The sequence below is a fragment of the Pseudarthrobacter phenanthrenivorans genome, from assembly GCF_036455295.1.
Taxonomy (GTDB): domain Bacteria; phylum Actinomycetota; class Actinomycetes; order Actinomycetales; family Micrococcaceae; genus Arthrobacter; species Arthrobacter phenanthrenivorans_C.
Genome location: NZ_JAYXNX010000001.1, coordinates 451,367 through 473,129, shown reverse-complemented (window position 1 = coordinate 473,129; position 21,763 = coordinate 451,367). Strand labels below are relative to the sequence as shown.

Annotated in this window: 19 protein-coding genes and 1 pseudogene; 8 read left to right on the top strand and 12 right to left on the bottom strand. The window is 66.8% G+C overall.

What is annotated here, in order from left to right; all coding sequences use genetic code 11:
- The first annotated feature begins 17 nt into the window (after positions 1–17).
- The 4 genes from VXJ37_RS02225 to asd all read left to right on the top strand — a co-directional run bounded on the left by VXJ37_RS02225 (position 18) and on the right by asd (position 2,971).
- Entirely contained in the window at positions 18–662 is a 645-nt protein-coding gene (locus VXJ37_RS02225) for a hypothetical protein (RefSeq protein WP_331321436.1), read from the top strand.
- A 2-nt stretch (positions 663–664) separates the two neighbouring features.
- A complete protein-coding gene (locus VXJ37_RS02220) occupies positions 665–1,081 on the top strand; it encodes a hypothetical protein (RefSeq protein ID WP_331321435.1) in 417 nt (138 codons plus the stop codon).
- Between the two features lie 231 nt (positions 1,082–1,312).
- A complete protein-coding gene (locus tag VXJ37_RS02215; RefSeq protein WP_331321434.1) occupies positions 1,313–1,726 on the top strand; it encodes a hypothetical protein in 414 nt (137 codons plus the stop codon).
- A 114-nt stretch (positions 1,727–1,840) separates the two neighbouring features.
- Positions 1,841–2,971, top strand: a complete 1,131-nt coding sequence (gene asd / locus VXJ37_RS02210; RefSeq protein ID WP_331321433.1) for an aspartate-semialdehyde dehydrogenase — start codon at positions 1,841–1,843, stop codon at positions 2,969–2,971.
- 58 nt (positions 2,972–3,029) lie between these two features.
- On the opposite strand, the gene VXJ37_RS02205 is transcribed toward asd, so the two are convergent.
- The 11 genes and pseudogenes from VXJ37_RS02205 to VXJ37_RS02155 all read right to left on the bottom strand — a co-directional run bounded on the left by VXJ37_RS02205 (position 3,030) and on the right by VXJ37_RS02155 (position 13,614).
- Positions 3,030–3,995 (bottom strand): type IV toxin-antitoxin system AbiEi family antitoxin domain-containing protein, encoded by a 966-nt coding sequence (locus tag VXJ37_RS02205; protein WP_331321432.1) that lies wholly within the window; start codon positions 3,993–3,995, stop codon positions 3,030–3,032.
- A gap of 155 nt (positions 3,996–4,150) precedes the next feature.
- On the bottom strand, positions 4,151–5,254 hold the full coding sequence (locus tag VXJ37_RS02200) for a winged helix DNA-binding domain-containing protein (RefSeq protein WP_331321431.1): 1,104 nt from the start codon (positions 5,252–5,254) through the stop codon (positions 4,151–4,153).
- Positions 5,255–5,289: 35 nt separating this feature from the next.
- Positions 5,290–6,357: a UDP-N-acetylmuramate dehydrogenase gene (locus VXJ37_RS02195; protein ID WP_331321430.1), complete on the bottom strand. Its 1,068-nt coding sequence runs from the start codon at positions 6,355–6,357 to the stop codon at positions 5,290–5,292.
- A 51-nt stretch (positions 6,358–6,408) separates the two neighbouring features.
- Positions 6,409–7,683: an MFS transporter gene (locus tag VXJ37_RS02190; protein WP_331321429.1), complete on the bottom strand. Its 1,275-nt coding sequence runs from the start codon at positions 7,681–7,683 to the stop codon at positions 6,409–6,411.
- 10 nt (positions 7,684–7,693) lie between these two features.
- Entirely contained in the window at positions 7,694–8,131 is a 438-nt protein-coding gene (locus VXJ37_RS02185) for a MaoC family dehydratase (protein ID WP_331321428.1), read from the bottom strand.
- Between the two features lie 2 nt (positions 8,132–8,133).
- Complete coding sequence (locus VXJ37_RS02180) at positions 8,134–8,595, bottom strand: FAS1-like dehydratase domain-containing protein (RefSeq protein WP_331321427.1); 462 nt, start codon at positions 8,593–8,595, stop codon at positions 8,134–8,136.
- Between the two features lie 67 nt (positions 8,596–8,662).
- Entirely contained in the window at positions 8,663–8,887 is a 225-nt protein-coding gene (locus tag VXJ37_RS02175) for a DUF3188 domain-containing protein (protein ID WP_331321426.1), read from the bottom strand.
- 42 nt (positions 8,888–8,929) lie between these two features.
- Positions 8,930–9,871 (bottom strand): DUF2797 domain-containing protein, encoded by a 942-nt coding sequence (locus VXJ37_RS02170; RefSeq protein ID WP_331321425.1) that lies wholly within the window; start codon positions 9,869–9,871, stop codon positions 8,930–8,932.
- A gap of 29 nt (positions 9,872–9,900) precedes the next feature.
- Positions 9,901–10,764: an HpcH/HpaI aldolase/citrate lyase family protein gene (locus tag VXJ37_RS02165; protein WP_141942759.1), complete on the bottom strand. Its 864-nt coding sequence runs from the start codon at positions 10,762–10,764 to the stop codon at positions 9,901–9,903.
- A gap of 165 nt (positions 10,765–10,929) precedes the next feature.
- Positions 10,930–11,870: pseudogene (locus VXJ37_RS02160) on the bottom strand (aldo/keto reductase).
- A gap of 31 nt (positions 11,871–11,901) precedes the next feature.
- Complete coding sequence (locus tag VXJ37_RS02155) at positions 11,902–13,614, bottom strand: glycoside hydrolase family 13 protein (RefSeq protein WP_331321424.1); 1,713 nt, start codon at positions 13,612–13,614, stop codon at positions 11,902–11,904.
- 96 nt (positions 13,615–13,710) lie between these two features.
- Here VXJ37_RS02155 and VXJ37_RS02150 point away from each other — a divergent pair, with 96 nt between their 5' ends.
- The gene (locus VXJ37_RS02150) at positions 13,711–14,919 is read left to right on the top strand and encodes an ROK family protein (protein WP_331321423.1); all 1,209 of its coding nucleotides are present in this window, start codon (positions 13,711–13,713) and stop codon (positions 14,917–14,919) included.
- A gap of 21 nt (positions 14,920–14,940) precedes the next feature.
- Here VXJ37_RS02150 and VXJ37_RS02145 read toward each other — a convergent pair whose 3' ends face one another.
- Entirely contained in the window at positions 14,941–15,591 is a 651-nt protein-coding gene (locus tag VXJ37_RS02145; protein ID WP_331321422.1) for an NAD(P)H-binding protein, read from the bottom strand.
- A gap of 104 nt (positions 15,592–15,695) precedes the next feature.
- On the opposite strand from VXJ37_RS02145, the gene VXJ37_RS02140 reads away from it, so the two are divergent.
- Genes VXJ37_RS02140 through narJ form a run of 3 tightly spaced genes read left to right on the top strand, consistent with a single transcriptional unit; the run spans position 15,696 to position 21,762 of the window.
- Complete coding sequence (locus tag VXJ37_RS02140; RefSeq protein ID WP_331321421.1) at positions 15,696–19,406, top strand: nitrate reductase subunit alpha; 3,711 nt, start codon at positions 15,696–15,698, stop codon at positions 19,404–19,406.
- Positions 19,406–21,115 carry a nitrate reductase subunit beta gene (narH, locus tag VXJ37_RS02135; RefSeq protein WP_331321420.1) on the top strand — a complete coding sequence of 570 codons (1,710 nt, stop codon included), beginning with the start codon at positions 19,406–19,408 and terminating at the stop codon, positions 21,113–21,115. The genes VXJ37_RS02140 and narH overlap by 1 nt, the downstream gene beginning before the upstream one ends.
- Entirely contained in the window at positions 21,112–21,762 is a 651-nt protein-coding gene (narJ, locus tag VXJ37_RS02130; RefSeq protein ID WP_331321419.1) for a nitrate reductase molybdenum cofactor assembly chaperone, read from the top strand. The genes narH and narJ overlap by 4 nt, the downstream gene beginning before the upstream one ends.
- Position 21,763 lies beyond the last annotated feature (1 nt).

Below are 21,763 nucleotides of genomic sequence, written 5' to 3'. Positions count from 1 at the left end.
AACGAGAGGTATCGACGATGACTGAGATAACGACGGAAGCCGCCACCATCCCCGATGCGATCGGATATGGCTTTGCCGAGATGGTTACCCTTGCAAGCCTCCAGCGCGGGGACGCCTCGGTCCACAGCGCTGAAGCACTGAGGGTGGACGGCTATCTGAACAATACGGACATGGTGAGCGCGGGCGCGTCGTCACTGGTGGCACGAGGCCTGGCCAAAGCCGAAAATGACGGGCTCCTGTCCGTATCAGGCCCCACTGCCGCCGTCGCTGCCCTGCTCTCGTCCGCCATCCGTCGCATTGAGATTTCGCTACTGACGGCCGAAGGGGGCGACAGCGTGGTCTTCATGGAAAATGATGACATCCATCTGCTGTTCCAGCCCCGCGCCTACTTCACGTGGTGGGCAATGGCTCAGCGACCGGACGTTACCGGAGCCGAGGCCAACCTCATGGTCATCAAGCAACACCTGGAAAGCAACCCAGAGGGCGGCGCCACTATTCGCCGCCGGGAGGATCCCACCGGACAGACCCTTTACGTGAAGAAGGGTGGCCACGGAACATGGACAACCGGCACGGCCGACCCCAGGCAAGAGAACATTGCCGAAACCAAGGACGTCAATGAGGCTTTCCTTCTTGATCAGATCCGCGCCATTCGTAAGGACTGACTGTGACCTTCGACCGAGACCGTGAACGCCGCAACGACGAAGTATATGCCGAGCACAAGGCAGCGCTCGCACGGGGTGAGAAGCGCGTTCTGCGCAGGACAAGTACGGGTGAACTGCACAGCTATCCCGGGGACGAGATCGGTTTTTCTCCGGGCCGGGGCCAGGCCCAGGTCCGAAGTTGGTGGGGTATGGGAATTGTGTCCGCCTTTCTGGGGCTCATTTTCGTTGGCTCGATGGTGCTGTTCCTCGCCTCGTTCAGGCAGGGCACGACCCCCGAATGGGGCGCGCTGTTCGCAATCGGCTTGGGTGGCTTCGGGGCTTGGTTCACCTTTGGCTTGGCAAGGGACGAGTACCGAGCCAAGAAGCTGCGCAAGGAACGCAATGCACCGGAACCTGGAGCAGGACATGTCAATCAGTGATTCTCCGCACAGGCTCCGACCGCTCACGGCTTCCCGATGAAGCGCGAGTCACCTAGGGAGATCGATCCTGCCGTACAGAAGCTACATTCTCATCACCCGCGAAAACTTCCCTGATAGCACTCGTCCGTTTCCTGGGGACGCGCCAGCCACTTAGCAGTCCGGGCTCCCTGGCGCCCAACCAGGGACCGCCCGGCTGCTCACCCAAACGACTAAGAACGGAAGTGGAAATTAATGGACGACGCCGTTCCTGGACCAACAGAACCGGGCCGCCGGAAGGGTTACTACGGGCAGCAGGTGGAGCTGGAGGCCGCTAAGCAGGGACTGACCACCGAAGAGTACGGCGTTTACAAGGGCTCAACCGGCAGTGCCGTCAAGCCCGTCAACTCTGCCGGCGGCTTGCTTTTCCTCAGCATCCTGATCACAGTGATCATCGCAGTAGTGGCTGCGCTCCTCGTTAAACTGTTTTTGGACGGCACAGAGGAACCCAATTGGGGCCAAATCGTGTTCGCCATCGCCTTCGGGCTTTGGATTGTGCCGACGTCATGGGCTTACTACTTCAAGGAGCGCAAGGCTGCACGCCTCCGGAAGGCGGCCGGGAAAACCCTTGAGCCTCCTACCCGCCGCTCAAGCAGGCCGGACTGGTAGCGGCAGCTGTTAGCGAAAACTTGCCTGACGCCGTCGTACTTTGTAACGGGACCCCGGCGCCCGGCGTGACGTAACCGACTGCGCCCTACCGGACGCGAAGTCTAAACTGGACCAATGACTACAGCAGCTACCCCTTCCGTCGGCCTGGTCGGATGGCGCGGCATGGTCGGTTCCGTCCTGATGCAGCGCATGCAGGACGAGGGCGACTTCGCCAACATCAACCCGGTGTTCTTCTCCACCTCCAACGCGGGAGGTGCCGCGCCGTCGTTCGCTGACGGCGCCGGCAAGCTCGAGAACGCGTTCGACCTCGACACCCTGGCCAAGCTGCCCATTATCGTCACGGCGCAGGGCGGCGACTACACCAAGCAGGTCCACGGCGAGCTGCGCAGCCGCGGCTGGGACGGCCTCTGGATCGACGCCGCGTCCACCCTGCGCATGAACGATGATTCCATCATCGTGCTGGACCCCATCAACCGCGATGTCATCGACAAGGGCCTGGTCAACGGCACCAAGGACTTCATCGGCGGCAACTGCACCGTCTCCTGCATGCTCATGGGCCTCGGCGGCCTGTTCAAGAACGGCCTGGTCGAGTGGGGAACCTCCATGACCTACCAGGCAGCCTCCGGCGGCGGTGCCCGGCACATGCGCGAGCTGCTCAGCCAGTTCGGCACGCTCAACGCCGAGGTCAGCACGGAACTGGACGACCCCGCGTCGGCCATCCTGGACATCGACCGCAAGGTCCTGGCCCACCAGCGCACCGACATCGACGCCACCCAGTTCGGCGTGCCCCTGGCCGGCTCCCTCATCCCCTGGATCGACGCGGACCTGGGCAACGGGCAGTCCAAGGAAGAGTGGAAGGCCGGGGTTGAAACCAACAAGATCCTGGGCACCTCCGAGGAAAACCATGTGGTCATGGACGGCCTGTGCGTCCGAATCGGCGCCATGCGTTCCCATTCCCAGGCCCTGACGCTCAAGCTGCGCGAGGACCTCTCCGTCGCCGAGATCGAGAAGCTCCTGGACGGGGACAACCAGTGGGCCAAGGTTGTTCCCAACACCAAGGAAGCCTCGATGGCGGAGCTGACTCCGGTGGCCGCCTCCGGCACCCTGGACATCCCGGTGGGCCGCATCCGCAAGATGGAAATGGGCCCGCAGTACATCAGCGCCTTCACCGTGGGCGACCAGCTCCTCTGGGGCGCCGCCGAGCCGCTGCGCCGCATGCTCAACATCGCCACCGGCAACCTGTAGCCCCCGCAGCTGCCTGACAGGCGGCCCCGCCCGCATAACCGCTGCTGCCCTGCACCGGTCATGCGGGTCGGGGCCGCTTTTGTGTGTCCAGAAATGCGACCAGCCTGTAGCGGAGCTCGCCCGGCCGATCGAGCTGCTGCCAGTTGATCCGGAATACCGCCCAGCCCAGCTCCTGCAGCGCGTTCTCACGCCGGCGCTCGGCGAGCAACACGTCCCGCGTGGGCTTGTAGTCCGTGTACTTGGCATCGCCGTCGAATTCTACGATCACGCGGGACTCAGGATCGGCGAAGTCTGCCCTGAAAAGGCCCCGGGACGTCATGATTTCAACCTGCGGCTGGAAGGCGCCCAAGCCGAAGGAGCGGAGCAGCAACCTGGTCCGGGTCTCACCTGCGGACTCAGACCGTGCATCCAGGACATTGAGCAGGTCCGCGGCACGCCTGCCACCGCGAACCGTAGGGCTTTCGTCCAGCAACCGCCGCATGCTGGCCACGGACGCGCCTTTGCGGAGCGCGCGGTCACCGATAATGGCTGCCTTGTCGAGGGGCAGGATCCGGGCGCAGTCCAGGACTGTTCTTTCCATCGAGGTGGTCAGGATCTCCCGGCCGTCAGGTGTCCACAAGGAAGCCAGCTCGCTTCCGGTGAGCGGGAACCGGTGGGCCCGGACGTCGTTGCCCGCGCTGGATCTCGAGTTGGAATACTGCGTTGTCACGTGGACCAGCGACCCACTCCCCCAGACGGGGCAGCCGTGCAGGACAGCCGCACTCACGTGGCTGTAGCGGGCACCGCCGCCGGTCGACTCGAAGTGCGCCATGACGCGCAACTGGTCCCTGTCCCACGGCTTGAGGGCATTCCACTGCGCACTGCGGACATAGGCTCCCCGCCGCAACCGGAGCAGGTCACCGCTCCTGACAGCCGCCGTCACCACTCGGTCTTCCAACCCGGCCGCCGCCAACTGACGGGTGGACGCAACAGCTCCTTCAGGCCAGCGGTCGTAAACCAAGGCACGCGCGGCAACGGATCTCATCGCTCAAGGGTCGCTTCCGGCCATGCGCGGCGAAACTGCCGGGCACCGCTATGTGGACGGCCAACGGCAGGAGCGGCCCGTTCCCGCATAAGCGTTGTTGCCCGGCACCGGTCGTGCGGGGCAGGGCCGGTCGTGCGGGGCAGGGCCGGTTGAGGTCAATTGGCCAGGAACGTCGTGTAGCGCTGGCCCGCCTTGGCAAGAGCTGCCTGGGCCTCTGCGTTCAAGGGCCTCACATCGCCAAAGAGTTCGGGTACGACGCCGGCGCCCGGCCCCGTGCCATGCAGCGCCCAGGTGCCAATTACCTGCCCCGCCGCAACCACCGTCTTCTTGAAGACGCCGTTCCCGCCGGGCACGATCAGGTCGGAGTGCCCAGGATCCAGGACGAGCGTCCGGTCCGTATAGCCGAGGATGAATTCGTCGAAACCGGGCAGCAGGTGGACAGACCGTGCACCTGGCACGCCGGAGTCCAGAAGGGCCGCCACCTGCGGGGACAGCCAGTAGCTGGCGCCCTCCAACTCCAGCTCCACAAGCTCGTGGCGGATGTTCTCCAACGCTGCACGCACCTCGGTCAGCGGCAGCCGTGTCCACCAGGCAAAGTCGTGGAGCGTGGCAGGCCCGTGGCTCCGGACATAGCGCAGCAGGAACTCGGCAACCGCCTCCCCACGCTTCATGGCCCGGGATGCCGGAATCCAGTTGTCGAAAGCAGCGATCAGCTGCTGGTTGCCGGCCAGCGGCCCCAGCACCAGCCACCCGTGCCGGCACAGCGCACCAAGGAGATGGATGCCCCGCTGGCCCTGCGTCGGCTGGCCACCGGCGTCGAACACTTTGAACAGTGCGGCGCGGCTAATGGGGCCGTCCGCGAGAATGCGGTCCAGGGCCAGGTCGCGGGCCTTCTCGATGTCCGCCCAGGTGATCTCAAGCTGCCGGTGGCGCCCCGCGATGCTCTTGGTAAGCCGCTCCGCGGTGAGGTCCAGCATCCAGCGCAAGTCCCCGGGAGCCACCAAATGCAGTGTTCCGCGCATAGGCCAGGACCGCACCACCGTCCCGGCATTGATGGCGGCCCGCACATCGGTAATTCCCGTACCCGGTACGCGGGCACCCACTGCCCACAGTGCGGCGGGCAGGTCCTGTGCCTGCATGGCGGTCATCCACCGCACCAGCTCCGGCACCGAGGTGCCGGCAGTCCCGGCGAGCCGCTGGGAGGCGAGCCTCAGCCGCCCCATCACCCTTCGGTCGCGCAGAACAGCTTGTGCAGCCATGCGCCCATCCTAGGCCGGGTTACAGCCGGGAGCGGCTAGAGTCCGAGGCCGATGAGCAGCGGCTCCGGGTGCAGCGAAATGCCGAACTGGCGTTCGACGCCGGCACGCACCTCCCGAGCGACAGCAACCATGTCGGCGGCGCTGGCTGAGCCGCGGTTGGTAATGGCCAGCGTGTGCTTGGTGGACAGCGACGCCCGGCCGCCGGCGACTCCGTCCTGGTCCAGCCCGAATCCCTTGCCGAAGCCTGCCTGGTCGATGAGCCACGCTGCCGAAAGCTTCACCAGGCCGTCCTGGCCAGCGGGATAGCGGGGCGCGGTTTCGGGCAGCTTGTCCGCCACCTCAGCCGTCACGATGGGGTTGGTGAAGAACGATCCCGTGGAATAGGTATCCCGGTCGGAAGAATCCCACACCATTCCCTTGGACGCGCGCAGCCGGAGCACTTCGCGCCGCACGTCGTTGGCGTAGGCACGCTTGCCCACTTCCACGTTGAGGGCCCGTGCCAGCTCGGCGTAACGGATAGGGGCGCTCATCCGGCCCAGCGGCAACTGGAATTCCGCGGTGAGCACCACGTACCGCGGCGAGCCGTTGACGGTGGTCTGCTTGAGGATGGAGTCCCGGTAGCCGAACTTCAGCTCCGAGTTGGTGAAGGTCTGCACGGCGTTCCGCTCACGGTCCCACGTGCGGACCGCGGCGATGGTCTGCGAGACTTCCGAGCCGTAGGCACCCACGTTCTGGACCGGCGTCGCGCCCGTTGAACCGGGAATGCCGGACAATGCCTCGATACCGGACCAGGCGTGGCGTACCGCGTGCTCCACCAGCTTGTCCCAGTTGTGGCCGGCTTGCACCACCACAGCCACTCCCCCGCACGAGTCTTCGGCGTTGACCGTGAACCCTTCAGACGCGATCCTGATGACGGTCCCGGGGAACCCGTCGTCGGACACCAGGAGGTTGGATCCTCCACTGATGATCAGGACCTGTTCCCCGGCGGCATCCGCGGAGCGCACGGCGTCGATGATCTCAGCCTCGGTCCGGGCCTCGACGAACTTGCCGGCAGGGCCGCCGACGGCGGAGGTGGTCAGGGAGGAAAGCAGCGTGGAAGTCACCTGTCCACGTTACTTGAAAAGTTACTGTGGAGGCGCAGTACAGCCCAGTAACTAGGCCAGCTTCCGGGCCACCGGGGACAGCACGAAGCTCACCGCCAGCATCACCATGACGGCCAGCAGCGAATGCAGGATACCCACGTGCTCGGCCAGCAGGCCCAGCAGCGGCGGCCCGCACAGGAACGCCCCGTAGCCGATGGTGGACACCACCGAGACCCTGGCCGCGGCCTTGGCAGGATCGTCGGCTGCAGCGGACATGCCCACCGGGAAGCCGAGGGATGCTCCCAGGCCCCATAACGCGAGCCCCACGTACGCAAGCCATGGCACCGGTGCAAAGACGAAGACGCCCAGTCCCAGAACGGCCATGGCAGCGCACCAGCGCATCACCGGGACCCTGCCGAACCTGTCCAGCAGCACCGTCCCGGCAAAGCGCCCGATGGTCATGAAGGTGACAAAGAGGCCGTAACCAGCGGCACCCGCGGCATCACTTTGCCCGTGGCCGTCCGCCAGCGCCAAGGCCACCCAGTCCCCCGCCGCACCTTCAGCCAAGGCAAGGCCCAGCACCAGGACCCCCAGCAGCAGGGTCCTGCGGTCCCGCCAGGCCTGGGCGATCTTCCGCTTGTTGTCCAGTGGCGCCTCTGTTGTTGTCCCGGCAGCAATCACGGGGATGGGCCCGGTGGTGGGGTCCTCAAAGTTGTCCGGGGAGTAGCTGCGCTCCCCTGCCACCGGGGTCACGTCGGCACGGAACCAGGATGCCGCCGTCGCCACCGACACCGCCACCACCGCCCCTGCAGCTCCGAGGTGCCAGAACACAGGCAGGGACACGGCCGCGGCCAGCGCACCCAGCCCCGCGCCGGCCACGGTTCCCAGGCTGAAGGCGCCATGCAGCCGCGGCATGATGTGCCTGCCCACCGCGCGTTCAACTGCGGCGCCCTCCACATTGGAGGCCGTGTTCCAGCTACCTGTGCCAAGGCCGATGATGGCCAGGCCGGCCGCTGTTGCCACCGGGTTTGACAGCACGGTTGTGCCAAAACCCGCGGTCAGCAGGCCGACCCCCACCATGATGCTGCCGGCGCGGATGGTCTGCTTGGATCCGAGCCGCAGCACGATCAGTCCGGAGACGGAGACGGAGGCAAAGGACCCCAGCGTCATGCAGAGCAGGATGGCGCCGACGGTGCCCGGGGTAAGGCCCAGCGAGTCCCGGATGGCCGGCAGCCGGGATACCCAGGAGGCAAAGGCAAGGCCGCTGGCGCCGTAGGCCACCACGACGGCGTTGCGCCAGGCGGTGACCTGGGCGGCGGTTGCGGTGGTTCCTGCAGGAGTGGTCAAAAGGTGCAGCTTAGGACAGCTTGATGAGGGCCTGGGCCTTCATCAGGACCTTTTGGCCTCCGGACACGACAGTGAGGTCGATGCGCGCCGTGTTGGCTTCGGCGTCGAGCTTTCCGATGATTCCGCTGACTTCGATGGTGGCGCCGGGTGCGTCGGTCCCGGTGGTGTCGGCCACCAGGACCGGCTTGGTGAAGCGGGTCTGGAAGTCCACGATGGCGCCCGGGTCACCGGCCCAGTCGGTCACGAGCTGCACGGCTGAGCCCATGGTGAACATGCCGTGCGCGATCACGCCCGGCAGTTCCACGCTGGTGGCGAAGGCCTCGTTCCAGTGGATGGGGTTGAAGTCCCCGGAAGCGCCGGCGTATTTGACCAAATCGGTACGGGTGACCTCAATGGTGCGGCTGCCGATCTCCTGGCCGGGGCTGAGTTCGTGAATGCTAAGGCTCATGGCTACTGTCCCTCTCCCCGGACCAGGATGGATGACGTGGTGGTGGTGACGGGCTCGCGTGAGTCCCCGGAGCCGAGGGCGAGGATCTCCGAGCGGGTGGTGATCATGGCGCCGCCGCCCATGGCCCGGACGCCGTCCACATGGAGCTCGGCAACCAGCCGGTCGCCGGCGACGATGGGCCGGTGGTGGGTGAAGCGCTGGTCTGCGTGGACCACGCGGGAGAAGTCGATCCCGGCGTCCGGATCCTCGATGAGCTGGGCGTCGGCCCGCTGGGCGATGATGATGGCAAAGGTGGGCGGCGCCACCAGGTCGGTGTGGCCCAGGGCCTTGGCTGCCTCCACGTCAAAGTGTGCAGGGTGGGTGGCCTTCACGGCGCGGGCAAACTCGCGGATTTTTTCGCGGCCAACGTCGTACACCTCTGCGGCAGGGTAGCTTCGGCCCTGCAGATCCGGATTGATAGTCATGGATTCCAGCCTATCGCCCGCATGTTGGCGGGCAGAAAAAGCCCCGCCGCAGCCTTTACTGCGGTGGCTACCGGCGGAGGTGCCTGCGGATGGCCTGGCCGCGGACCACGATGCCCACGACGTGCAGGACCAGGCCCAGCCCGATCAGCGGCAGGGAAGCCATGGCCAGGCCCTGGTTGCCACCGGTGTTGCCTATGAGGTTGAGGACGATGCCGACGGCAATCAGTCCCATGGCGCTGAAGACAAGGACTTTGTAACGGGTTGGCGCGGTGGCCCAGAATTCGTTCAGCACCGTCCAAGTCTACCGGCCCCGGCCGGACGGCCCGGGGCAGGGTCAGAAGAGCGCTTCCTGCACGGCGGGCACCTCGGAGGAGAAGCCGCCCAGCACGACGGTCCGGGCAGCCAGTTGGGACAGGTTCACCACGAACTCGGCGTCCGTGCCGTCCAGCCGTGCCAGTGCGTTTGCCCCGCTCACCGCAGCGATGCCAAACCCATGCCGGCCGCCATCCAGGGCATGCGGATAGGCGTGGCGGGGCCTGCCGCCGTACAGGCCGTCAGCAGGCGCCGGCCTGTTCCACCTTTCCTCCACAGACTCGAAACCGTCGACGGCGGTGCGGGCCAGCAGGGAGAGAACGTCGGCGGCGGCACGGGCGTTGACGGCATCCATCGCCCTGGCCGTGAGCGGTTGGAGGAGCGCTTCCGCTTTGGCGGCCGAGCGCACCTGCTGGGTCAGGCCTACGTCGGCCGTCACCAGGTCCTCGAGGATCCGCACCACCCGGCCATCCCGGGCCCTGGCAACATACCTCGCTACGGCCGCTCCCTGTTCCGCGAGCCGGGTCCACTTGCGGGGGCCGGACGCCGTGCCCACCTTGGTGGCCCCGCCGGCGAAGGTGGCCACGTAGAGCCAGTGCTCCTGCATCAGGTACTCACGCAAGCCAGGAGTGACCCTGCCGCCGCGGTGGAAATCGTGCATCAGGCGGGACTCGTCCAGCACAAAGCACCGCTCACACTGCTTTCCCCGTACAGCAGGGGCCGCGGAGCTGCAGAGCACGTGGGTGCGCGAGCCGGCGGACTGGACCGTGACATGGCCCAGGCAAAACCTGCCGGGCTCCACCACTTCGAAGCCAAGGCGCTGACCCGGGCTGAGGCCCACTTGGCGGAATTCCCCCTCAGGCGACTGGAGCCGCAGGACCGGGCTGCCGGCGTCGTCCGTTTCTGGGGCAGGGTCCGCTGCATGCCAAAAGACCCCGTGGACCAGATAGCGGGTATCGGTCACGGGGTCTCCTGAAGTGGCGGTTTTTGGCGCTACAGCGCGGGCTGCACCCCAAAGGCTACCGCGAGCTTCATGATCTTCTCGGCGCGGCCCAGGCGGGGCAGGTCCGAGCCGTCACGGATGACGCGGCCGTTGGCTTCGAAATCGTTCATGAAGTCGGTGGCCCAGGCGACGTCCGACGGCGTGGGGCTGATGACCTCGTTGATGACCGGGGTCTGGTCGATGGCCAGGCAGAGCTTGCCGGTCATGCCCATCATCACCGTGATGCCGGTCTGCTCGCGCAGGATGGGGTGGTTGGTGCCAACAGTGGGGCCGTCGATGGGGCCGGGCAGGTTGCCGACGCGGCTGGCGACCACGAGCTTGGCGCGGGGGTAAGCCATGGCCTCCGGGGTGGCTGCCATGCCGGTGTCGCGGCGGAAATCACCGGAACCGAACGCCAGGCGGAACGCGCCCTGGGCCTTGGCGATGTGGTTGGCTTCTTCGATGCCGAGGGCGGATTCCACCAGCGGAATGACGGGCGTCTTGCCGTCCATGCGGTGGTAGCTCTCGGTGACCTGGTCTGCCGATTCGGTCTTGGCCAGCATGACGCCCAGCAGGCCGGGCGTGCCGCGCAGGCCGGCGAGGTCGTCGGCCCAGAAGGGGCTGGTGGCGTCGTTGATCCGGACCCAGGCCTTGCCGCCGGCGGTCAGCCAGTCGATGACGTTGTTGCGGGCCTGGTCCTTCTGCGAAGGGTCCACGGCGTCTTCGATATCCAGGATGATCGAGTCGGCGCGGGACACAGCCGACTGGTCAAAGAGCTCGGGCTTCATGGCATTGACCAGCAGCCAGGAGCGGGCGATCTCGGCGGGGATATTCCGTTCCGGCCTAACGGTTTCGGCGGCGATGGTAGACGTCATGCCTTCTACAGTATCCGCCCCGCCAGCGGCACGGCGAAGAAAACGGCCCGCTTGTGAGGATCAATACGAACTAAACGGGTTGTGACCGGCCTGGCGGGGAAAGCAGCTGGCAGCAGTTGTCGTTGCGGAGCTTCACAACGGCAACTGCTGCCAGCCAGTTGGCGCTTACGGGATGTTGCTTCCCCGCGCCGTGACCCAGAGTTCGTACCAGTGGGCGCGGGTCATGGCCCGGGCTACCCGTTCAGCGTCGCCGCACGCACGGATCCGGTCCGGATTGGCCGTGCCGATAACCGGCGCGATCCCTGCCGGATGCTTCATCAGCCACCCCAACAGGATGGCCTCTCCGGAGGTGCCGTACTCCCGTGCAAGCTCCGACACCAGTTCCGCGGTGGCCGCTTCCGCGGACGTGGGACTCTCCGGCTCGGCACCGGTGTAGATGCCCTTGGCCAGCGATCCGTAGGCCTGCAGGGTGATGCCGTTGCGGGTGCAGTACTCCAGCGTGCCGTGGGGAAGCTGTAGTCCAGGTGTTCCGCGTGGTTGACCAGGACCTGGCTTTCCAGCCACGCCCGCTTGAGCAGGCTCATCTCCAGCTGGTTGGCCACCACCGGCGCCTCCAGCCGGTCCTGCAGCACTTCAATCTGGGCGGCGGACATGTTGGAGACGCCCAGGTGCCGCACCTTGCCTTCAGCCATGAGCTGTCCGACGGTGGAAGCCACCTCCGCCGGGTTTGCCAGGGGATCCGGGCGGTGCAGCAGGAGGATGTCCACGTAGTCCGTTTGCAGCCGTTTGAGGCTGCCGTCGACCCGCTCCAGGATGGCCTCCCGGCTGAGGTCGTAGTGGGTCTTCAGGCCGCGCTCGTTCAGCCGGATGCCGCACTTGGTCTGCAGCCGGATCCGCTCCCGCAGGCCTGGAGTGGCAGCCAGCACCTCGCCGAACACCGCTTCGGCCTTGCCGCTGCGGTAGATGTCCGCGTGGTCGAACAAGGTGATGCCGGCATCCAGCGCGGCCTGCACGGCAGCAGCGGCCTGGTCCACATGGGCAGCATTATGCGGCTCATCGGACCAGCTGCCGCCCAGGCCCATGCAGCCGTAAATGACTTCCTGCATCAGGACGCCCCGCCCGGCTGTGCCTTGGCCATCAGCGCAGCCACGCGGTGGTGTTGGCCGGCAGCTTGCCGTCTTCCAGCGGCTCGCTGCTGACAAGGACTTCCCCGGCAGGGAGCTCGACGGCGGTGTTCCCGAAGTTGGTCACTGACTGCCAGCCGTTGGGGCGCTTGAAGTGCAGGACATCCGGGTTGGTGGTACCGACCCACTCCAGCTCTTCACCCGTGAGCAGTTCGCGGCGCAGCTTCAGTGCCTTGCGGTACAGCTCCAGGGTGGAACCTTCCGTTCCGTCCTGGGCCTCGACCGCGTACTTGCTGAACCAGTCCGGCTGCGGCAGGTGGGACCCGCCGTCGCCGAAGCCGAAGGAAGTGCCTTCAACCTTCCACGGCAGCGGCACGCGGCAGCCGTCACGGCCGATCTCCACGCCCTTGTTGCGGAAGAAGGACGGGTCCTGTCGCTCCGATTCGGGAATCTCGGCCACTTCCTGCAGGCCCAGTTCCTCGCCCTGGTACAGGTAGGCGGACCCGGGCACGGCGAGCATCAGCAGCGTTGCGGCGCGGGCGCGGCGTTCGCCGAGCTCAACGTCCAGCTGGTCCTTGGGGCCGCCGGCGAGGAGCCAGTCCTTGCCGTCCTGCCCCTTGGCGCCGGCCTTTGCCTTGGCAATCTGCGGCAGGCCGTAGCGGGTGGCGTGCCGGACCACGTCATGGTTGGAGAACACCCAGGTGGATGAGGCCCCGGTGGCAGCTGCCTCGGCGAGGTTGCGGGTGATGATCTCCTTGTACTCGGCGGCGTCAAAGTCAGCCTGCAGCAGGTCGAAGTTGAACGCCTGGCCCAGGCCCTGCGGGCTGGCGTAGCGGGCGCGGCGGGTGGCGTGCACCCAGGCCTCGGCGACGGCGGTGCGCGGCGGGTTGTATTCATTGAACACTTCGCGCCACTCGGCGTAGATCTCGTGGACTTCGTCGCGGTCCCAGAACGGGTGCGATCCGTCGTCGAATCCGTCCACGCCGGTGTTGGCGGCGCTCAGTTCCAGCTTGGACAGCAGCGGCTCGGTGAGGTCCTTGGTGAGGGCGTGGGCCACGTCAACGCGGAAGCCGTCCACGCCGCGGTCCGACCAGAAGCGCAGGGTCTTCAGGAAATCGTCGCGGATTTCGCGGTTGGACCAGTTGAGGTCCGGCTGCTCCTTGGCGAAGATGTGCATGTACCACTGGCCGGGGGTGCCGTCCGGCTCGGTGATGCGCTCCCACGCCGGGCCGCCGAATACGGAGTCCCAGTCCGACGGCGGGAACTCGCCGTTGGCGCCTTTGCCGTCGCGGAAGATGTAGCGGTCGCGCTCGGGCGAGCCCTTGGGGGAAGCCAGGGCCTCCTGGAACCACTTGTGCCGGTTGGAGGAGTGGTTGGGGACGATGTCGGCAATGAGCTTGATGCCGGCGTCGTGCAGGGCCTTGGCCATCTCGTCGAAGTCCGCCAGCGTGCCCAGCTTGGGGTCCACGTCGCGGTAGTCGTCCACGTCATAGCCGCCGTCGGCAAGCGCAGAAGGGTAGAACGGGCTGAGCCACACAGCGTCAATACCCAGCGTCTTCAGGTAGGGGACCTTGGCGGTGATGCCCTTGAGGTCGCCGATGCCGTCGCCGTTGGAGTCCGCGAAGCTGCGCGGATAGATCTGGTAGACGGAGGCCTGGCGCCACCAGTTGGGGTCGGCCAGGCGGTCGGAATCGGACAGGGTTGCCAGTGTGGCGGTGGTGGACAAGGACTGACCCTTTTCTTCAGTGCGGTTATATTTATATTGAGTCTAAATTTACTTCCCTAAGTATTATCTGGTGATCCGGACAGGAAGGTCAACAGCATGCCCGAGCCGGTTCCGGCAACTCCTCAACTGCTGCGCAGGGTCAGCGCCGGTGCAGTCCTGGAGTTCATGCGCGCTTCGGCGGCTGTGACGGTCACGGACGTCATGGCTGCAACGGGCCTGACGCGCGCCACCACCATCGCCGTCTGCGAGGACCTGGTCCGCCGGGGGTGGCTCCTGGAACTGGAGAACCAGCGCGAGTTCGGCGGCTACCGGAAGGGGCGCCCTGCCCGGCGGTTTGAGCTCAACGAGCGGGCAGGCGTAGTCCTTGGCGTGGACATTGGGTACTCGAAGGTCACTGTAGTGGTGTCCGATCTCCGGGGCATGACCCTGGGCCGCTCCAGCCGCCCCTTCCAGGCGGGAGAGGTCGGCTCGGCCCAACGCACGGCGTTCATCGACGCGGTGGCCATGGCGGCCCTTGGCTCCGCTGACGCCAAGCCGGGCCAGGTGCTGGCCGTTTGCGCCGGGGTGGCCGCGCCCGTGGACCGGCACGGGGAGGTGGTGGCCACGCAGAAGTTCTGGGGACTGTTTGACCTTGGCCTGCGGCCGGCCCTCAAGGCGACCCACGGGTGGACGGTGCTGCTGGAAAACGACGCCAACCTTGCTGCCCTCGGTGACCGGTGGCAGGGGGCCGCAGCCGGCGTCGACGACGTGGTGGTGATCCTGGCCAGTGAGCGCCTGGGTTCCGGCATCGTGGAAGGCGGCCGGCTGGTCCATGGAACGCGCGGGAGCGCCGGCGAGCTTGCGTACCTGAACCTGGTGGAGGGCGTGGGTGACACCTACGGCATCGCCTACCTTGCCCGGACGTGGGCGGCCGAAGCCCTGGCAGGATCCGCCCCCACGGCCCTCCGTGACTGCCGGCCAGGGCGGGTGGAGGCCGAACAGGTCTTCGCCGCAGCAGCCCAGGGGGATGCCGTGGCGCTGGACATCCTGGACCGGTTGGCGGAGAGGATGGCCCGGGTGGTGGGTACCGTGGCCACCATGCTAAACCCCGAACTGGTGGTCATAGGAGGCGGCGTGGCCGGTTCCGCGGACGTGCTCCTGGCGAACATCAGCGAGCGCCTGAAGAAGTTCACTGCCACGCCTGCACGCGTGGCAGTGTCCCCGCTGGGTGACTCCATAGTGACGGTCGGAGCCGTACGCTGCGCCCTGGATTACGTGGAAAGGAATTCCCTGGACCTGGAACTGGCTGCACCTTCCGGCAGTTAGGCGCCGGACCCCGGCTGGCCCCTAGTTCCCCAGGGCAGCAGCCACCGGCAGGGTGCCGTCGCGGAATTCGATGGTCCGGCCCGCGGTCTGGGGCAGGTCCAGCACCGCTGCTGCAACGATTGCCGTGTTGGCGCGGGACGTTTCCCGCTCCCCGTCCGGAGAGGGGTCCACGTCGATCCGTCCCGTTCCCGGATTGTCCGTGAGGGCGCCGGGGCCCAGGATGGTCCACGCCAGCCCGGTGCCGCGCAGGTACTCGTCCGCGGCAGCCTTGGCTTCGGCGTAGGCAAAGAAGCTGCTGTCTTCCGGCACCCCGTGGTCCTTGCCGGCGCCGAAGTAGGACACCATGATGTACCGGTTGACACCGGCCTGGACCGCAGCGTCCATGGAGCGGATGGCGGCGTCACGGTCAACCGCATATGTGCGCCCGGGGTTCCCGCCGCCCGCGCCGGCGGACCACACCACGGCGTCGTGGCCGGCGAGCGCCTGGGCTATGGCCTCCGTCGAGGAATTTTCCACGTCCAGGGCCGACGGCGTGGCGCCGGTGGCTGCGACGTCGTCCGCGTGGTCCGGGTTGCGGATGAACGAGGTCACCGAGTGGCCCTCGCCGGCGAGGAGTGCGGACAGGAGGAGGGCCACTTTGCCGTGGCCGCCGATGATGGCGATGCGTGTCATGCCCCCATTGTGCCTGCCCGGGCAGCTATTCGGGCAGCCCCACGCGCCTGAACAGGGCCTTTATGCCCTATACCGGCTTTCCCGTACACGCCTAGCTTGGGGGAATGGCTGCCGGACCCCAGGCGGGGTTGGATGGACCCGCATCAGAAGCACTGTTGAAACTGGGACGTTTCTTTACCAGGTGGGAACAGACAGAGGACGGCAGGGCGGTGTTCCGCGAGGGTGGCCGCAAAGGTGACGTCTTTTACCGGGACCGTTGGAGCCACGACAAGGTGGTCCGCTCCACCCATGGGGTGAACTGCACCGGGTCGTGTTCCTGGAAGGTGTACGTCAAGGACGGGATCATCACCTGGGAATCCCAGCAGACGGACTACCCCTCCGTGGGTGCCGACAGCCCGGAGTACGAACCCAGGGGCTGCCCGCGCGGGGCGGCCTTTTTCTGGTACACCTACTCCCCCACCAGGGTCCGGTTCCCCTATGCCCGGGGCGTGCTGGTGGAGATGTACCGGGAGGCCAAGGCCCGGCTCAAAGATCCCGTGCTGGCCTTTGCCGAGATTGCCGCGGACCCCGAACGGCGGCGCCGCTACCAGCAGGCCCGCGGCAAGGGCGGCCTGGTGCGGGTGTCCTGGCAGGAGGCCATCGAGATCGCCGCTGCCGCGCACGTGAACACCATCAAGACGTACGGCCCGGACCGGTGCGCCGGTTTCTCCCCCATCCCCGCGATGTCCATGGTGTCCCATGCGGTGGGCACGCGGTTCATCCAGCTCATTGGCGGGGTGATGACCTCGTTCTACGACTGGTATGCCGACCTTCCCGTGGCCAGCCCCCAGGTGTTCGGCGACCAGACCGACGTTCCCGAATCCGGGGACTGGTGGGACGCGCGCTACCTCATGATGTGGGGATCCAACGTTCCGGTGACACGGACGCCGGACGCCCACTGGATGACCGAGGTCCGGTACCGCGGCACCAAGGTGGTCACGGTCAGCCCGGACTATGCGGACAACACCAAGTTCGCGGACGAGTGGCTGCCCGCCCAGGCGGGAACGGACGCTGCACTGGCCATGGCCATGGGCCACGTGATGCTCAAGGAATTCTTCGTGGACCGGCAGGTTCCGTTCTTCACCGACTACGTGAAGCGGTACACCGACCTTCCCTTCCTGGTCAGGCTGGAGAAGAACGACGACGGCGCCCTCACGCCGTCGAAATTCCTCACCGCCCTTGACGTCCCGGCAGAGTCCACGGCCGAGGATGTAGCGTTCCGCACTGTCCTGTTCGACAAGGCGGCAGGCCGCCCTGCAGTCCCCAACGGGTCGATGGGCTTCCGCTATTCGGGCAGCGGCGAGGGCAAGTGGAACCTGGACCTTGAGGGGATCGAACCTGCGTTATCCCTCCGGGAGGTGTCCGCGGAGAGCACCGAAATCCTGCTTCCCTGTTTCGAGGATGCAGCCGGCGAAGGCAGCGTCCTGCGTCGCGGTGTCCCGGTCATGGAGGTGGGCGGGCACCTGGTGACCACGGTGTTCGACCTGATGCTGGCACAGTACGGTGTGGGCCGCGACGGCCTGCCCGGCGACTGGGCGGCGGGCTACGACGATGCCGCCACCCCGTACACGCCGGCCTGGCAGGAGGAGATCACCAGCGTTCCGGCCCAGGCCTGCATCCGCGTGGCACGCGAGTTTGCCCGCAACGCCGAGCAGTCCAGGGGCCGTTCCATGATCATCATGGGGGCAGGCATCTGCCAGTGGTTCCACGGCGACACCACCTACCGGGCGGTGCTGGCACTGGTGATGCTCACCGGCTGCATGGGCCGCAACGGCGGGGGCTGGGCGCATTACGTGGGCCAGGAAAAGACCCGGCCAATCACCGGCTGGGTGTCCCTGGCGAACGCCCTGGACTGGTCGCGGCCGCCGCGGACCATGACCGGCACCAGCTACTGGTACATGCACACGGACCAGTGGCGGCAGGACGGGTATTCAGCTGACGCACTGAAGTCCCCGCTGTCCACCGGGAAGCTGGACGGCATGCACACGGCGGACGCCATCGCCCAGTCCGCCCGGCTGGGCTGGATGCCGTTCTATCCCCAGTTCGACCGCAACCCGCTGGACGTCGCGGATGAGGCGGCGGCCGCCGTCGCTGCCGGCACTGCCGCTGATCCGGCGTCCTACATTGCCGAATCCCTCAAGAAGCGCTCCCTCAACCCCGCCATCGAGGATGTGGACGCCCCGGCCAACTGGCCGCGGACTTTGGTGCTGTGGCGGTCCAACCTGTTCGGCTCCTCGGCCAAGGGCAACGAATATTTCCTCCGCAACCTGCTGGGAACCCACCACAACGTCCTGGGCGGTGACAGCGCAGAAGAGCTCAAGCCCCGGGACGTCGCCTGGCACCAGGAGGCACCGGAGGGAAAACTGGACCTCCTGGTCTCCGCCGACTTCCGGATGACGTCCACCACGCTGCTGTCCGACGTCGTGTTCCCTGCCGCCACCTGGTACGAGAAGAACGATCTCTCCTCCACGGACATGCATCCGTTCGTGCACGCGTTCAGCCCGGCCATCGACCCGCCCTGGGAAACCAAGACGGACTTCGACACCTTCCACCTGCTGGCGCGGGAATTCTCCCGGCAGGCAAAGACCCACCTGGGCGTCCGCCGGGACCTCGTCAGCGTCCCGCTGCAGCACGATACCCGCGGCCAGCTCGCCCAGCCCGGCGGCCGGGTCCGCGACTGGCGGGAGCCGGACATCCCCGCGGTGCCGGGGCAGAACATGCCCGTCTTTTCCGTGGTGGAGCGGGACTACACAGCCATCGCGGACAAGCTCGCCGCCGTCGGGCCGCTGGCCGACAAACTGGGTTTCACCGTCAAGAACGTCACGTACACGATGGCCGAACCACTGGCACGGCTCAGCCACGCCAACGGGGTGATGCTGGGCGGGGCTGCGGACGGACGGCCGGCCATGGACACCGATTCGAAGATGGCCGAAGCAATCCTTGCGTTCTCCGGCACCACCAACGGCGCCCTGTCCGTGCAGGGCTTCAAGGACCTGGAGCTCCGCACCGGACAGAAACTGGCGGACCTCGCGGAGGGTTCGGAGGAAAAGTTCATCACCTTCGCCCAGACCCAAGCGGGTCCGGTCCCTGTGATCACCTCGCCGGAATGGTCCGGATCCGAGACCGGCGGGCGGCGGTACTCCCCGTTCACCATCAACATCGAACGGCTTAAGCCCTTCCACACCCTGACCGGAAGGATGCATTTCTTCCTGGACCACGACTGGATCACCGACATCGGCGAATCCCTGCCCATCTACCGGCCCCCGCTGGACATGCACCGGCTGTTCGGCGAGCCGCGGCTGGGCTCCGACGGCGCCATGGAGGTGACGGTCCGGTACCTGACGCCGCACTCCAAATGGTCCATCCACTCCGAGTACCAGGACTACCTGCTGATGCTCTCCCTGTCCCGCGGCGGCCCGACGGTCTGGATGAGCCCGGCGGACGCCGATGCCATCAAGGTCCGGGACAACGACTGGGTTGAATGCACCAACGTCAACGGCGTCCTGGTTGCCCGCGCGATCGTCAGCCACCGCATGCCTGCCGGTGTGGTGTACGTCCACCACGCCCAGGAGCGCACCATCGACGTGCCCAAATCCGAGGCCACAGGGCGGCGGGGCGGAATCCACAACTCGGTCACCCGGCTGCTGGTGAAACCCTCGCACCTGATAGGCGGCTACGCCCAGCTTGCCTACGCCTTCAACTATCTCGGTCCCACCGGAAACCAGCGCGACATGGTGGCCACTGTGCGCCGCCGCTCGCAGGAGGTGCAGTACTGATGCGCGTAATGGCCCAGATGGGCATGGTGATGAACCTGGACAAGTGCATCGGCTGCCACACCTGCTCCGTGACCTGCAAGCAGGCCTGGACCAACCGCGCAGGCACCGAGTACGTGTGGTTCAACAACGTGGAGACCCGGCCCGGGCAGGGCTACCCCCGCCGGTACGAGGACCAGGAGCGCTGGTACGGCGGGTGGTCCCTGAACCGGCGGGGCAGGTTGGTCCTCAAGGCCGGGGGCCGCGTCAAAAAACTGTTCGGCATCTTCGCCAGCCCCGTGCAGCCCGAGCTCAAGGACTACTACGAGCCCTGGACTTACGACTATAAGACCCTGGTGGACGCACCCCTGGGTGACGACTTCCCGGTGGCCCGGCCCAAGTCGCTCATCACCGGGGAGGACACCAAGATCACCTGGTCCGCCAACTGGGACGACAACCTTGGCGGGTCCCGCGACCACGGGTATCTGGATCCGATCGTGGAGAAGGTACGGCGCGAGTCCGAGGACAAGATCAAGTTTACCTACGAGCAGACGTTCATGTTCTACCTGCCCCGGATCTGCGAGCACTGCCTGAACCCGTCCTGCATGGCCTCCTGCCCGTCCGGTGCCATTTACAAGCGGGTGGAGGACGGGATCGTGCTGGTGGACCAGGACCGGTGCCGCGGCTGGCGGCAGTGCGTCACCGGCTGCCCCTACAAGAAGATCTACTTCAACCACAAGACCGGCAAGGCCGAGAAGTGCACCTTCTGCTACCCCCGCGTGGAGGTGGGCCTGCCCACCGTCTGTTCCGAGACCTGCGTGGGGCGGCTGCGGTACCTTGGGCTGTTTTTGTACGACGCCGACGCCGTCACCGCGGCAGCGTCCGTCACCGACCCCCAGGACCTTTACGACGCGCAGATGGACGTGCTGCTGGACCCCCATGATCGCCGCGTCCAGGCCGAAGCCCGGGCGCAGGGCATTCCGGAAGACTGGCTGGACGCGGCCCGGCGCTCCCCCGTCTACGCCCTTGCAAAGGTCTACAAGGTGGCCTTGCCGCTGCACCCCGAGTACCGCACCATGCCCATGGTCTGGTACGTGCCGCCCCTGTCACCCGTGGTGGACCTCCTGCTCGACCAGGGCCACGACGGCGAGGACGCAAGCAACCTGTTCGGTGCCATCGATGCCCTCCGGATCCCGGTGGAGTACCTGGCCGAACTCTTCACCGCCGGGGACACCGAACGGGTCGCCGGCGTGCTGCGGAAGCTCGCGGCCATGCGGTCCTTCATGCGCGGCATCAGCCTGGGCGAAGACCCGGACGAGGCCATCCCGGAATCCGTGGGCATGGACGGGCAAAGCATGTACGACATGTACCGGCTGATGGCCATCGCCAAATACAGCGAGCGCTACGTCATTCCCACGGCCCATCTGGAGCAGGCACACGACCTTGAGGAGCTGGGCTGTTCATTGGATTTCGACGGCGGACCGGGCATGCAGGACTCCGCACCGTTCGGCGAAGCGAGCGGCCGGCCCGTCCCGGTGGCCGTGGACACGTTCAACGCCCTGCGCGACCGGCAGAGCACCGACACGATCGCGGCGGGAACCAACCTGAAAGGCCGGGTGAACCTGCTGAACTGGGACGGCCGCGGCGCTCCGCCCGGTCTCTTCCCGGACAAGCCCTACCCGGATAGGGGCCCGGAGCCGGACACCCTGGCGGCCGCCGAGGACGAGACATGAAACGGCCAGCCATGAACGGGCCAGCCCGGAACCCCCGCGAGCAGGTGGTGTACCTGGCCGCGGCCTGGTGCCTGTCCTACCCGGACGAGGAACTGGTGGGGCGGGTTCCCCTCATCAGGACCGCGCTGTCCGAGTTTCCCGCGACGCTGCCGGACTTCGCCCCGGTCCTGGACCTCCTCGAAGCCACCCCGCCCCTGGAACTGCAGGCACAGTACGTCCGCGAGTTCGACCTCGGCAGGCGGCACGCCCTGCACCTGAGCTACTGGACGGACGGGGACACCCGGCGCCGCGGCGAGGTGCTGGCCTCCTTCAAGGCGGCCTACCGGGGCAGCGGCGTCCTGGTGGACCTGGACGGGGAACTTCCGGACTACCTGCCCATGGTGCTGGAATTCGCCGCCCGGGTTGACGGCAGGGCCGGGCGGGAACTGCTGCAGCGGTACCGGGCCAGCCTGGAGATGCTGCGGCTCGGCCTGCTGCGGGACACCCTGCCGCACGCCACGGTCCTGGCAGCCGTGTGCGCCACCTTGCCCGGAAAGTCGCCGCAGGACGAGCAGGAAGTGATGCGCATGGCCGGATGCGGTCCGCCCACCGAAAGCGTGGGCCTGGACCCCTACGACCCGCGGCTGCTGCCCGTCAGGAAAGGCTGAC